Source organism: Fusobacterium sp. DD2, from assembly GCF_018205345.1.
In the GTDB taxonomy this organism is placed as follows: domain Bacteria; phylum Fusobacteriota; class Fusobacteriia; order Fusobacteriales; family Fusobacteriaceae; genus Fusobacterium_A.
In genome coordinates, this window is the sequence record NZ_JADRHM010000020.1 from 1 (window position 1) to 14,699 (window position 14,699).

The window sequence follows — 14,699 nt, forward strand, 5'->3', positions numbered from 1 at the left end:
AAATGGAAGTGATCGTTTAACATATAAAGTCCGCCACCGATAATACCACTGAAAAACATTACTGTTATTGGACTTAATTTAAATCTCTTCAGCAGGAAGAAACCTATTAACATAAGAACAAGTCCAATGATATTAAATCCTGTAGAGAAGACTAAAAGTTTAAATATTGAGATACCAGCTATAGTAATTAGAGCTACAATTACAGGTCTTAATACTGCAAGTATAATTTGAAGACAAGCTAGATTTTTATATTTAAAATATAGCCATCCAAGAGTAGATACAATAAAACATGCTGGTAAGATACATCCTGCTGTAGCTACAAGAGCTCCAGGTATACCATATAATCTCATTCCAACAAATGTTGAAGCATTTATAGCTATTGGTCCAGGAGTCATCTCAGCAATACTTATAAGGTCTGTAAAGTCATTTAATGTAAGCCAACCGTGGTGTGTAACTACCTGGTCCTGAATAAGTGGGATAGCTCCCATACCTCCACCGAAACTGAAAAGTCCAATTTTAACAAAACTGATAAATAGATCTAAATACCCCATTTCTTCCTCCCTTCTAATATCAGGAATTTTGCAAGTCCAATACCAATACAAACAAGAATAACTATAATAATATTAACTTTGAAGAAGTAGATAATCAATACTACTGCTAAGAAGAAAAGTAAAGATCTTATTCCTGATTCTTTATACATACTTGATCCAAGGTTTGTTGAAACATCTAATATTACTGCAACAACACCTGACTGCATTCCTTTTAAAACATTTGCAAATAGAGCATTGTCACGGACAGATGCATAAAATACAGATAGGATTGAAATTATAGTAAAAGGTGGAATAATTGTTGCCAGTATAGAAACAAGCATTCCTCTGATACCTGCTATTTTATATCCAATAAGAATAGAAGCATTTACTGCTACTGCCCCTGGAGCAGATTGAGCTATTGAAGCAAGGTTAAGCATTTCATTTTCTGAAATCCATTGTAATTCATCTGCAAATTTCTTTTTTAATAAAGAGATTATTACATATCCCCCACCAAAAGTAAATGCACTTATTATAAACGTAGAAATAAAAAGTGTTACATATTTATTTTTTTTCATACTGTCGCCTCCCTATTTAATAGAATACCACTTGAATTATTATTTGTAAAATATTATAATTTAATAAAATTAATAGTCAATAGACTATAATATAAAAAGGAGAATATTTATGACAATACGGCACCTTAAGATTTTTTTAGCTCTTTATCAGACTAAGAGCACGACTTTAGCAAGTAAAAAATTACTTGTTGCACAGCCAACAGTGAGTATTGCATTAAAAGAACTTGAGGATTATTATAATGTAAAATTTTTTGACAGATTTTCTCAGAGACTGCATTTAACGCAGGCAGGAGAGGAGTTTTATCAATATGCAAAACATATAATTGACCTTTTAGATGAGACAGATCAGCGGATGAAAGAGATTGGAGAAAATGGAGATCTCCGTGTAGGGACAAGTATTACAATAGGAAATTACTTTTTGCCTAAGTATATCAAGGCATTTGAAAAGGAGTATCCTTCAGCTAAGATAAAAGTATTTATAGACAATAGTAATAATATCGTAAAACTTTTATTGGAGAATAAGATAGATATTGGACTTATTGAGGGACAGACAGATAACTCTTTTATTTTAGTAGAGCCATATTTTGATGATACTCTCTGTATGGTATGCAGTCCAGAGCATAGTTATGCTAAGAAAAAAGAGGTAAATCCAGAAGATATTTTAAATGAAAAATTTATTTTGAGAGAAAAGGGAAGTGCTGTAAGAGAACTTTTCGATATTCAAATGGCAAATGTAGGCCTTCATGTAGTGCCAATATGGCAGAGTATAAGTTCCAATGCAATAATAAGGGCAGTTAAGGAAAATATAGGTATTTCAGTACTTCCATATTTTCTAGTGAAGGATCATATTGAAAAAGGTGAGCTTTGTACAGTTAAAGTAAAAAAAATTAATTTTTCTAGAACTTTTAATATTATATGCCACCGTAATAAATTTCATACACTGTTTTTGGATAGATTCATTGAGATATGTAAGAAAATAATGGAATAAAAAAAGGTCAGTTTTTACTGGCCTCTTTTTTTGCAGCTCTCTCTTTCAACAATAGTGTGTGGCACAATGATTTTATTAGCCATGACATCTGGACTTTGAAGATGCTTTATAATCTGATCACACACCTGAAATCCAAGCTGGTAGTTATTAATATCCACACATGTAAGTTGTGGAGTAGTAAGTCTTGTGATAATTGAGTTGTTAAAACATATTATAGATATATCTTCAGGAACTTTTATCCCTATTCCTAAAAATATTTTCTCAAGGTTCAAAGCTGTAATATCATCTATTGCAATAATAGCAGTAGGTGGATTTGGCAGTGAAAACAGCCCTTTAAAAAACTGTTCTTCATTTCCAGCTATAGTTTTTTCCTCTATTACCAATTTTTCATCAAAAGGTATTGAATTATCATTTAATGCTGAGATATATCCAAGCTTTCTATCCTGTACAAAGACTCTATGCCCTTTATTATAATAAAATGCTATTCTATCATGTCCAAGCTTAATAAGATAAGATGCAGCATCTTTTCCAGCTGTAATATTATCATTATCCACATATATTGTAGAATTTTCTTTAGAGGCAGGTTTACCAATTATTGCATAAGGAAATCTGTTTTCTTCAAGATATTTTACAACTGGGTCATTAGATTTTGAATACATAAGAATAAAACCATCAGCTTTTCCACTTTTTACAACTGAAGTAATTGTTTCAAAGAGTTCCTCATTGCTGTTTCCTGAGATAATAGTATTCATATATCCGTTGTTATTGCAACATTGAGAAAGACCATGTATTACCTCAAGGAAAAAGGTGTTCTGATATGTATTCTTTTCCATAATGGGGAGAACTACACCAATGGTTTTTGAGTTTTTAGTAACCAGATTACTTGCCTGAAAATTTGGTGTATACCCTAACTCTTTCATAGCTTTTCTAACTTTTTCTTTAGTTTTTTCACTTATTTTAGGATTATTATTACAGGTACGAGAAACAGTGGATGGAGAAACCCCTGCAAGTTTTGCCACCTCTTTTATTGTAATAGCCATATTAACTCCTTGCCTAAATATTTTCTATATATATTAATTGTACAAATGAAAAAGAGGTAAGTCAATAGCAAAATGAAAATTTGTGCAAAAAGTTGCATAAAAATTTTATAATTGTGTAATAGCAGAATATAGATATGTTCTGAAATAGTTTAAATAAAAGATAAAAAAAACATTGCATTTTTTAATAATATATCCTATAATGTTATTAAGATTAAAGCAAACGTTTGCATAAAGTTGCAAACAAAAAAGGAGGAGACATGACAAATAAAGTGAATTTCGACTTTTTACAAAAGTTGGGTAAAGTATTAATGGTTGTTATAGCAGTAATGCCAGCTGCTGGACTTATGATAAGTATTGGGAAACTTATACAGATATCTGGTGGAGATATAACAGCTGTTTTGAGAATTGGTGGGATTATGGAAACTATAGGTTGGGGAATTATTACCAATCTGAATATTTTATTTGCAATTGCAATTGGTGGTTCTTGGGCTAAAGAAAGAGCTGGAGGAGCATTTGCAGCACTTATAGCTTTTATTCTTGTAAATGTAATTACAGGTTCTATATTTGGAGTATCTGGTGGAATGCTTGGAGATCCAAATGCAGTAGTGCATACACTATTTGGAAGAGAGATTCCTGTAAATGGATATTTTACCTCAGTACTTGGAGCACCTGCTCTTAATATGGGAGTATTTGTAGGAATAATTGCTGGATTCATGGGTGGAGCAATATATAATAAGTATTATAACTTTAGAAAACTTCCTGCTGCACTTGAATTTTTCAACGGAAAAAGATTTGTACCAATGGTTGTAATATTCTGGTCAGTTATAGTTTCAGTAATACTATCAATTATCTGGCCTGCTATCCAAGGTGGAATCAATAGTTTTGGAGTATGGATAGCAAATTCAGCTCAGACATCTCCTATACTAGCACCATTTGTTTATGGAACTTTGGAACGTTTGCTTTTACCATTTGGACTTCATCATATGCTTACAATTCCTATGAACTATACAGCATTTGGAGGAACTTATACAATACTTACTGGAGCAAAAGCTGGAGCACAGGTATTTGGACAGGACCCTCTATGGCTTGCATGGGTTACAGACCTTGTAAATATGAAAGGTGCTGGAGATATAGCTGGATACAATAATCTACTTGCAACAGTTACACCTGCACGTTTTAAAGTAGGGCAAATGATTGGTTCAACTGGGCTTTTAATAGGTATCGCAGTAGCTATATATAGAAGAGTGGATATGGACAAGAAAGAAAAATATAAATCAATGATAATTTCAACAGTTTTAGCTGTTTTATTAACAGGGGTTACAGAACCTATTGAATTTATGTTTATGTTTGTTGCACTTCCTCTATATCTTTTATACTCAGTATTACAAGGAGTTGCATTTGCAGCAGCTGGAGTATTTCATCTTCGTCTTCATTCATTTGGAAACCTGGAGTTCTTAACAAGACTTCCAATGTCAATAAAAGCAGGTCTTTTAGGAGATGTAATAAACTTTGTAATAATCACATTGATATTTGGAATAGTTGGATATTTCGTAGCTTACTATATGATTGGTAAATTTAACTATGCAACAGTAGGAAGAAATGGAAACTATATGGATGATGGAAAAGATGAAGAAAAGCAAAGTGCAGATAATAAAGCACCTGGAAATACACAGGGAGATAGAATAATTGCTCTTTTAGGTGGAAAAGATAATATTAAAGATATAGATGCCTGCATGACAAGACTTCGTGTAACTGTAAAAGATATTAATAAAGTTGCAGATTTAGATGCTTGGAAAAAAGAGGGAGCTTTGGGACTTGTTAAAAAAGATAGTGGAATTCAGGCTATTTATGGTCCAAAGGCTGATGTTTTGAAAAGCGATATCCTGGATATTTTAGGAAGATAGGAAGGTAAAATGAAATTACTTACTTTAAATACCCATAGTCTTGTAGAAAAAGATTATGAGAAGAAATTGGCTTATTTTATAGAATGGGTAGATAGAAATGATTATGATGTGATATCCCTGCAAGAGGTAAATCAGAGTATAAGTGCTGAAAAAGTAACTGCTGATAATTACTTTATTGGAGCTAATGAAAATGTAAAAATTAAAGAGGATAATCACATTTTAAGAGTGGTCAATGGGTTGAAATTAAAAGGAAAAAATTACTATTGGGTATGGACTCCTATAAAAGTAGGTTATGACATTTATGATGAAGGGATTGGAATAATATCAAAATATAGACCAATAGATGTTAAAGAGTTTTATATTACACAGAGTGATGATTATTTCAACTGGAAAGTAAGAAAAGTAATTGGGATAAAATGTGAAATAGAAAATAAGAAAAAATGGTTTTTCTCTGTACACTTGGGTTGGTGGAAAGATGAAAGTGAAAAATTTAACTATCAATTTGAAAAACTAAAGTCACAGCTGAAAAATATAGTAGCTGAAGATGAAGAGATATTTTTAATGGGAGACTTTAATAATCCTGCAGATGTAAGAGATGAGGGATATGACTATATTTTAAAAGAAGGATGGTTAGATACTTACACTCTTGCAAGGGAAAAAGATGATGGAATAACAGTTGCAGGGCTTATTGATGGATGGAAAGATCATAAAGATATAACAAGTATGAGAATAGATTTTATTTTTACTAATAAAAATCAAGAGATAGCAAAATCAAATGTAGTATTTAATGGAAAAAATGGAGAGATAATTTCAGACCATTTTGGTGTAGAGATAATAAGATAACAGGAGTAAATATGGGAATGAAAACAAATAGAGGTAGCGGAATATTGATGCATATATCTTCTCTACCAGGAAAACATGGGATAGGAACATTTGGAGAGGAAGCTTATAGATTTGTAGATTTTTTAAAAGCAGCTGGGCAAAAATACTGGCAGATACTTCCTTTAGGGCAGACAAGTTATGGAGATTCTCCATATCAATCATTTTCAATAGATGCAGGAAATCCTTACTTTATAGATCTTGATATATTAAATCAGGAAGGGATACTTGAAAAAGATGAATATGAGGCAATCTGCTGGGGAGAAAGTGATACTTCAATAGATTACGAACTTATGTATCAGGTAAGATATGGAGTATTAGGTAAGGCTTTTGAGAGATTTAAAGTAAATTCAGAGTACCTAGAGTTTCTAGAAAAAGAAAAAAACTGGCTTGATGACTACGCTCTTTTCATGGCTCTAAAGAAAGACAATGGAGATCTTTCTTGGGATAACTGGGATGAGAAATATAGAAAAAAAGATCCAGAAGCTTTGGAAAATTTTAGAAAACTTAATGAAAAAAAGATAGAGTTTTGGAAATTTGTTCAGTTTAAATTTTATGAGCAATGGGGAAAACTGAAAAAATATGCTGGAGAAAATGGGATAAAAATAATTGGAGATATACCAATCTATGTAGCATATGACAGTGCTGATGTATGGAAAAATCCTGAGTATTTTCAACTTGATGAAAATCTAAAGATGACTTCAGTTGCAGGTTGTCCACCAGATGCTTTTTCACCAACAGGACAATTGTGGGGAAATCCACTATATAACTGGGAATATATGAAAGAAACAGGATATAGATGGTGGATAGGAAGACTTGAAGGAGCAGCAAGACTTTATGATGTAGTAAGAGTTGACCATTTTAGAGGATTTGCTGGATACTATTCGATACCTGCTGGGGAGACTACTGCTATCAATGGTGAATGGAAAAAAGGACCTGGAATTGAACTTTTCAAAAAAGTTAAAGAGGCATTAGGTCATCAAAATATTATTGCTGAAGACCTTGGATTTTTAACAGAGGATGTTATCTCAATGCTTAAAGAGAGCGGATATCCTGGAATGAAACTTCTTCAATTTGGATTTGATTCAAGAGATGGAGGAGATTATCTTCCACATAGCTACACACCTAACAGTGTTGCATATATAGGAACTCACGATAATGATACTGCTGTTGGATGGCTTGGAAGTGCAAAAGAAGAGGATATTCAGTATATGAGAGAATATCTTGATATAGATTGTGAAGATAAAAAAGAAACTGTATGGAAACTTATAAAGAGAACTATGGGAACTGTAAGTGATACTGCTATTATTCAAATGCAGGATTACTTAGGATTGGGAAATGAAGCAAGAATGAACAAACCTTCAACTCTTGGAGGAAACTGGTGCTGGAGAATGAAAAAAGGTGCAGATACCAGAGAACTTGCAGAAAAAATCTATGAAATAACAGAGCTTTATAAGAGAGTTTAGGAGGAGAAATGAAACTACTTGAAAATATTCTAGCTGAAAAATATGGAAAAACTGTTAAAGAGTGTTCAGATAAAGAGATTTATTATGGTCTTCTACAGATGGTTAAAGAGCTTGCAAAGGAAAAGAAAACAATTGCAGGAGAGAGAAAAGTATACTATGTATCTGCAGAGTTTTTAATAGGGAAGCTTCTTTCAAATAACCTTATTAACCTTGGTATATTTGATGAAGTGGCTAAATATCTTGAAAAAAATGGAAAATCAATATCTGAAATTGAGGATATGGAACCAGAACCATCTCTTGGAAATGGAGGACTTGGAAGACTTGCAGCATGTTTTCTTGATTCTATAGCAACTTTAGGATTACCTGGAGATGGAATAGGACTTAATTATCACTATGGACTTTTCAAGCAGGTTTTAGATGACAACCTTCAAAAAGAGGAAAAAAATCCATGGATTGAAAAAGAGAGTTGGCTATGTGATACAGGAATTGGATTTGATGTAGAATTTGGTAAGTTTAAAGTTAAATCTAAACTTTATGATATTGATATTATAGGTTACGAAAATGGAGTAAATAAGCTTCACCTATTTGATATTGAAAGTGTAGATGAGAGCATTGTCAAATCTGGAATAAAATTTGATAAAGAGGATATAATGAAAAACTTAACACTTTTCCTATATCCAGATGACAGTGATAAAGCAGGACATCTACTAAGAATATATCAGCAGTACTTCATGGTAAGCAATGGAGCACAATATATTTTAAAAGATATAAAGTCAAGAGGACTTGATATAAGAGACCTTGATAAATATGTTGCAATTCAGATAAATGATACACACCCAACTATGATAATTCCTGAACTTATAAGACTTATGATGAAAGAGGGAATTCACTTAAGTGAGGCTATTAAAATAGTAACTAAAACTTGTGCTTATACAAATCATACAATTCTTGCTGAAGCACTTGAAAAGTGGCCAATTGAGTATTTACGTGAAGTTGTACCTCAACTTATCCCTATAATTGAAGCATTAAATGCTGTTATAAGTGAAAAATATACAGATGAAAAAGTTCAGATAATTGATAAAAATGACAATGTACATATGGCTCACATTGACATTCACTTTGGATACAGTACAAATGGAGTGGCAGCTCTTCATACTGAGATTCTAAAAAATAGTGAATTGAAACATTTTTACAATATCTATCCTGAAAAATTTAATAACAAAACTAATGGAATAACATTTAGAAGATGGCTAATGCATTGTAACCATGAGCTTACATCATTTATCACATCACTTATTGGAGATGGATTTAAGAAAAATGCCATGGAGCTTGAAAAACTTTCTAAATTTACAGAGGATAAAAAAGTTTTAGCAGAGCTTGAAAATATTAAAAAGATAAAGAAAATAGAGCTTAAAAGGTTCTTAAAAGATAGACAGAATGTGGATATTGATGAAAATTCAGTGTTTGATATTCAGATCAAAAGACTTCATGAGTACAAACGTCAACAGATGAATGCTCTATATATGATTTATAAATATCTTGAAATCAAAAAAGGAAATTATCCAGCAAGACCTATCACATTTATATTTGGAGCAAAAGCAGCTCCAGCATATGTAATTGCAAAGGACATAATCCATTTAATCTTAGCTTTACAGGAGCTTGTAAACAGTGATGAAGTTGCAAGCAAGTATATGAAGATAGTTATGGTTGAAAACTACAATGTAACAAAGGCTGAAAAACTTATTCCAGCATGTGATATTTCTGAGCAGATATCTCTTGCAAGTAAAGAGGCATCAGGAACTGGAAATATGAAATTTATGCTAAATGGTGCATTGACTCTTGGAACATTAGATGGTGCAAACCTTGAAATAGCTGACCTTGTAGGAAGAGAAAATATCTATATCTTCGGAGAAAGTAGTGATGAGGTAATTGCTCACTATGAAAAGGGAGATTATGTAGCTAAAGATTACTATAAGAAACCTCAAATAAAAGAACTTGTAGATTTTATAACAGGTAAAGAATTAAAAGCTATCGGACATAAAGAAAATCTTGAAAGACTTAAAAAAGAGCTGGTTGAAAAAGACTGGTTTATGACTTTACTGGATATTGAAAACTATATTAAAGTTAAAGATAAGATGTTTGCTGATTATGAAAATAGAGAAAAATGGCTTAAGAAATCACTTATAAATATTTCAAAAGCTGGTTTCTTCTCATCAGACAGAACTATAGCTGAATATAATAAAAATATCTGGAAATTGAAATAATAGAAAGAGGCTGTTGCATTTCTAAAAGTATAAAAATAAAATTCTCTCCGGGTTTAATAGTTTCTATTTATATTGCTTACAGAAAGAAAATCCGAAACTCACTGCGTTCAGACAGTCGAATTTTAAGTATTCTGTTTCGCTGCATAAATTACGAAACTATTTCTAATATCGAGAATTTTAATTTTTATAAATTTGCAACAGCCTTTTTTTCTTTATATATGTTCCAGTTTTACTCCAAGACTCATTAAATCTTTGAAAAAGTCTGGATACGACTTTTCTATTACATGGGCCTCAGTTATTACTGTAGGGGTTTTGAGCTTTGTAGCAGCTACTGACAGACTCATTACTATTCTATGGTCAAGATGGTTAAATAAAGGGGCCATAGATGTATATTCCCCATTGCCACTGATATAGATGTCGTCTTCATCGCTTTTTATATCAACTCCAAGCTTTTTCAGTTCACTTTCCATAGCTTCAATTCTATCGCTCTCTTTGTATCTTAAACGTTTGGCATTGTAAATATGTGTTTTCCCAGAAGAAAACATTCCCATAACCATTAAAATAGGACCCAGATCAGGACAATCTTCAAGGTTTATCTCTGTTCCCTTAAGTGGTGCTGGTAAAAATCTATAGCCATCTGAAAGCTCTTCCACAATACCACCTGCAGATTTTATTATATCTATAATCTGCTTGTCTCCCTGAGATGAAGATTTACGAAGTCCACGGCACTCAAGAGGGCCATTTATACTTCCTAATACTGCAAAAAAACCAAGCTGAGAAAAATCTCCTTCAACCTTGTGGTTACAAGGTTGATATTTCTGGTTTCCAGGAATATATATTGTCAATTCATCTCTAAATTTGGCTATTACTCCAAACTCCTTTAACATCTCTATTGTGAGATTTACATAGGATTTAGATTCAAAAGGTGGGTTTATTTTAATTGTTGAATCTCCGTCTAAAAGTGGAAGTGTAAAAAGTAGACCACTTATAAATTGAGAACTTACATTCCCATCTATTTCATAGGTATCACTTGATAGTTTTCCACAGATTTCTATTGCGTCATCTCTATGAAGATATCTTAAATTTTGTTCTTTAAAAATTGTTTCGTATATTTTTTGTGGTCTTTGAAGAAGTCTGTTTCTTCCTTGAAATCTTATGTTTTCTCCAGTAAGTGAAAAAATAGGAATGAAAAATCTAAGTGTAGAACCAGATTCATTACAATCTATAACCCTATCTTTTATATTTGTAAAATCCTTTATCCCTTGAATAGTGAGAGTATCACCATTTTCTTCAATTTTAGCTCCCAGTTTTTTCATACCTTCAATAGTTGCAATTATATCTTTTGAATAGGCAATATTTGATATTTTACTTATTCCATCAGCTAGGGATGCACAGATTATTGCTCTATGTGCCATGCTTTTTGATGGGGGAATGACAACCTCTCCCTGAGGTGTTGAAGGGTAGATTTTTATATCCATAACTCTCTTGTATGATAAATATGTGAAAATATTTATCTATACAACCTCCTTTATTTTTTATTACTATATATTCTACAACTTTTTTTAATTAATTAAAAGTGTTATAATTTGAGAAAAAGGAGGAGCTATGAATAAACTTGAAGAGGCTAGAAAAAATATCAATAGAATAGATAAAGAGATGGCACATCTTTTTGAAGAGAGAATGAGATGTGTAGAGGATGTAATAGCATATAAAATGGAAAATGGGATGAAGGTACTGGATACTGCAAGGGAAAAAGAGGTCATAGAAAAGAATCTTAAACTTATTGAAAACAATGAGTATAAAGAGTATTACAGGGAGTTTATTCAGGATATGATGGATATCTCAAAGAAGTATCAGGAAAAAATAATAAAAAAATAGATAAAAAATGAGGGTGTTGTATTTTTAAAAATGTAAAAATAAAATTCGCGATATTAGAAATAGTTTTGTAATTTATGCAGTGAAACAGAATACTGAAAATCCGACTGTTTGAACGTAGTGAGTTTCGGATTTTCTTTCTGTGAGCAAAATAAATAGAAACTATTGATACCAGAGTGAATTTTATTATTTACTGATTTACAACACCCTCAGTTTAAATTTAAGGTTAATTATTTTTTTTACAAGGAATAAATTTAAATATTATTCCACCAATAATAGCAGGAACAACCCATGCAAGTCCAAGATCTTGGAATGGAAGTGCAAGGTATACATTTTGAACTGCATCTATATTGAATCCCATAGCTTGAAAGGCTTCAAAAGAACTTACAATTCCTGTACCAATAACAGTTCCTACAAATACATTGTCATTTTTAATTGCATTCTTCATAAGGTTTAAGAAGATTAAAGCTATTGCAATTGGATATAAGAATACTAAGATAGGTACAGATATTTTTACAATAATATCTACACCAAACATTGCAAATATTATACTTATAACTGTTGTAATAATTGCTAAAACTTGATAAGAAACCTTTAAAAGATTGCTGAAATAATCTGCAACTGTAGCAATAAGTCCAATAGCTGTAGTGATACAAGCTCCAGTAACACAGATAGCTAAAATTATCTTTCCTGCATTTCCTAAAAGCATGTCAACTGATGAAACTAAAATACCAACTTTATCAATCCCTGCTGGAAGTATTCCAGATACAGTAGAACCTATATATCCAAGTCCACCATATACAAGAGCAAGTCCTCCAAGAGCTATAATACTTGTCTGAATAAGGAAAGAGATTTCCTGTTTTTGAGATAGCTCTTTATCTTTTCTGATAGATTTTAGAATTATTTCAGAAAATACTATTGCAGCAAGTGTATCCATAGTTTGATATCCATCTATAAATCCTTGCTTAAAAGGAGTGGGTACATTAAGATTAATACCAGTTCCAAGTGGTGTAAATACCCCTTTTAAAATTATAATAGCTAAAACTACTAAAAGTGTAGGAGTAAGAATTGCTCCAACTCTATCTATAACTTTACTTGGTTTCAATGAGAATAAAAGTGCAATTCCAAAGAAAGCAAATATAAATATTATTTTTTCCATCATATAGCTAGGGCTATTTTTATCAAAAATCAGTTCAAAAGCAACTGCTCCAGTTCTTGGGAGCGCTAATAGAGGCCCAATAGATAGTATTAAAACAACATTGAATACCTTACTGAAGATTGGGGATACCCTAATAGCAAAACTGTCCAGATTCTTTCCCGCAAATGCTGAAGTAAAAATTGCTATGAGAGGAAATCCAACTCCAGTTAAAATGAAAGCGATGATTCCAGTAGCCCACCTGTCTCCATTGGCAAATCCAACAAGAGGTGGGAATATTAAGTTTCCTGCTCCGAAAAGCATAGCAAAAAGTGCAAAACCGGTGATGATAACATCTTTCTTTTTAAACATAATTTCCTCCTGATATTCTATATATTTTTGTATTGTCTTACATTGTATAAAAATATTTTATTATTGTCAATTTAAATAAAAAAAAATAGCCATTTTTGTAAAAAAAAAGACTATTTTAATACAAAAGATACAAATATAAACAAAAAATAAAAACTCTTTGAAACCACATTTTATTTGAGGTTCTGAGAGTTTTTATCATTTTTTGATATAAAAAAACAGCTATTTTTTCCATTTTAGGAATTAATATTTAAATTATTAAAACCACTTTAATAATTCAGAATAATAAAATTAATATCTAGAAAAGTGAATCTACAATTGGGAAAATAGCAGCCCCAATAATGCCAGTTTTTTCGTCAAATTGTGAAAAAACTATTGTATCTTCACCACGGTAAAATATATGATTTGGTACATAAATTGTTTTTAAAAGTTTAGATTTTACAAGGTCTTTATATCTGCATATATCTCCAGTGATTATCAATTTTTCAGGGTTTGAAAAGAAGATAAGATTTTTAATTCCTACAGCCATATGCTTTATGTAGTTATCCAAAAGAAGCTGACCAAAATGTGTTTTCAGATATTTTTCAGAGAAGATATCACTGAAGGTTTCAATTTCAGGAAAGAATTTTTGAAATTCATAAATAAGTGCACGATTAGAAATATAGGCACCTAAACATCCTTGTGAACCACATTCACAGAGATTTCCATCAGGATTGATGTTCATATGATGTATTCTTCCAGCCTTAAAGGAGAAACTGTCATTTTGTTCTTTTTGAAATGTACTGCAACTTATAGTATCTGAAACAGTAAGGCAGACAAAATGATTTAGTTGCTGTCCGTGACCTAGCATAGCTTCAGCAACTACTGCAAGGTTGCTCTCATTTTCTATAAGTACAGGAACACCTAATTTTTCTCCTATAATATCTAATGCTTTTAGAGGAAATGATGTTGTGCTTGAAAATTCAACAAAGTTATTTTCATGATTAACTATTCCTCTTGTAGCAATACCCACTCCAACAAGATGTTTTTGCTCCTCTGCACTTAATCCCTCAACAAAATCAAAAGTAGACTTTATAATCATTTCTACTATATTTGCCAGGCTTAAAGTGAGATAGTAGGAGTGTTGTTTTTGGATTTCACAGCATCCATTAATTAAAATAAAATGTAAAGAATCCTGGTTTATTTTAATTCCAATAGAATAGCAGAAATCCCGATTAAACCCATATTCTGTAGCTTTCCGTCCAACTCCATCACCTATTTTATTTTTTTCATAGATGACATTCTTTTTGAGAAGTATATTTACTACTCTTTTAACAGTTGGAAAACTGATGTCCAAGGCAGTTGCGATATCGTTAATAACAAAGTCTTGTTTTGACTTAAAAAGATACTGAAATATCTTATTCTCATTGTTCTCTTTAATGATTTTCTGATACATACCCATTCTCCCTTTTTCATTTTGTAATCTATTATTATGTAACCAGGATAGATTCTCTATAATTATATAATAAAACAAAAAATAATTCAATAATTGTTCTTTTATAGTATAAACAAGTCAATAAAAATACAATTTATTAATAAAATGAATTGAGTTATATATTTAATATATTAGACATATTTATAAAAACATGTTTTAATCTAATTATTAAAATGATTTTAATAATACAACGCGCAAAA

General features: G+C 31.4%; 12 protein-coding genes. 6 read left to right on the top strand and 6 right to left on the bottom strand.

Translation table 11 applies throughout. The annotated features are described in order from the left end of the window. Positions 1-551 (bottom strand): chromate transporter (locus IX290_RS04610; protein ID WP_211492042.1); only part of this gene is annotated, 551 nt, incomplete at its 3' end. Beyond that, the gene (locus IX290_RS04615; protein ID WP_211492043.1) at positions 539-1,105 is read right to left on the bottom strand and encodes a chromate transporter; all 567 of its coding nucleotides are present in this window, start codon (positions 1,103-1,105) and stop codon (positions 539-541) included. The genes IX290_RS04610 and IX290_RS04615, both read right to left, overlap by 13 nt. Before the next feature lie 109 nt (positions 1,106-1,214). On the opposite strand from IX290_RS04615, the gene IX290_RS04620 reads away from it, so the two are divergent. Then, complete coding sequence (locus IX290_RS04620; protein WP_211492044.1) at positions 1,215-2,093, top strand: LysR family transcriptional regulator; 879 nt, start codon at positions 1,215-1,217, stop codon at positions 2,091-2,093. A gap of 14 nt (positions 2,094-2,107) precedes the next feature. Here the strand turns inward: IX290_RS04620 and IX290_RS04625 are convergent, their stop codons facing one another. Continuing rightward, positions 2,108-3,133 carry a LacI family DNA-binding transcriptional regulator gene (locus IX290_RS04625; RefSeq protein ID WP_211492045.1) on the bottom strand — a complete coding sequence of 342 codons (1,026 nt, stop codon included), beginning with the start codon at positions 3,131-3,133 and terminating at the stop codon, positions 2,108-2,110. Positions 3,134-3,390: 257 nt separating this feature from the next. Here IX290_RS04625 and IX290_RS04630 point away from each other — a divergent pair, with 257 nt between their 5' ends. Genes IX290_RS04630 through IX290_RS04645 form a run of 4 tightly spaced genes read left to right on the top strand, consistent with a single transcriptional unit; the run spans position 3,391 to position 9,646 of the window. Continuing rightward, the gene (locus IX290_RS04630; RefSeq protein WP_211492046.1) at positions 3,391-5,037 is read left to right on the top strand and encodes a PTS transporter subunit IIBC; all 1,647 of its coding nucleotides are present in this window, start codon (positions 3,391-3,393) and stop codon (positions 5,035-5,037) included. A gap of 9 nt (positions 5,038-5,046) precedes the next feature. Further along, positions 5,047-5,880, top strand: coding sequence for an endonuclease/exonuclease/phosphatase family protein (locus IX290_RS04635; RefSeq protein WP_211492047.1), 834 nt, complete (start codon positions 5,047-5,049; stop codon positions 5,878-5,880). A gap of 11 nt (positions 5,881-5,891) precedes the next feature. Then, entirely contained in the window at positions 5,892-7,382 is a 1,491-nt protein-coding gene (gene malQ / locus IX290_RS04640; RefSeq protein WP_249168857.1) for a 4-alpha-glucanotransferase, read from the top strand. 8 nt (positions 7,383-7,390) lie between these two features. Further along, positions 7,391-9,646, top strand: a complete 2,256-nt coding sequence (locus IX290_RS04645; RefSeq protein ID WP_211492048.1) for a glycogen/starch/alpha-glucan phosphorylase — start codon at positions 7,391-7,393, stop codon at positions 9,644-9,646. A gap of 212 nt (positions 9,647-9,858) precedes the next feature. Here IX290_RS04645 and aroA read toward each other — a convergent pair whose 3' ends face one another. Then, positions 9,859-11,124: a 3-phosphoshikimate 1-carboxyvinyltransferase gene (gene aroA, locus IX290_RS04650; protein ID WP_211492049.1), complete on the bottom strand. Its 1,266-nt coding sequence runs from the start codon at positions 11,122-11,124 to the stop codon at positions 9,859-9,861. Between the two features lie 127 nt (positions 11,125-11,251). Between aroA and IX290_RS04655 the strand changes: the two genes are divergently transcribed. Beyond that, the gene (locus IX290_RS04655; RefSeq protein WP_211492050.1) at positions 11,252-11,524 is read left to right on the top strand and encodes a chorismate mutase; all 273 of its coding nucleotides are present in this window, start codon (positions 11,252-11,254) and stop codon (positions 11,522-11,524) included. A gap of 223 nt (positions 11,525-11,747) precedes the next feature. Here the strand turns inward: IX290_RS04655 and brnQ are convergent, their stop codons facing one another. Both brnQ and IX290_RS04665 read right to left on the bottom strand, forming a co-directional pair. Beyond that, positions 11,748-13,028: a branched-chain amino acid transport system II carrier protein gene (brnQ, locus tag IX290_RS04660; RefSeq protein ID WP_211492051.1), complete on the bottom strand. Its 1,281-nt coding sequence runs from the start codon at positions 13,026-13,028 to the stop codon at positions 11,748-11,750. Positions 13,029-13,323: 295 nt separating this feature from the next. Continuing rightward, on the bottom strand, positions 13,324-14,460 hold the full coding sequence (locus IX290_RS04665; RefSeq protein WP_211492052.1) for an ROK family protein: 1,137 nt from the start codon (positions 14,458-14,460) through the stop codon (positions 13,324-13,326). Positions 14,461-14,699 lie beyond the last annotated feature (239 nt).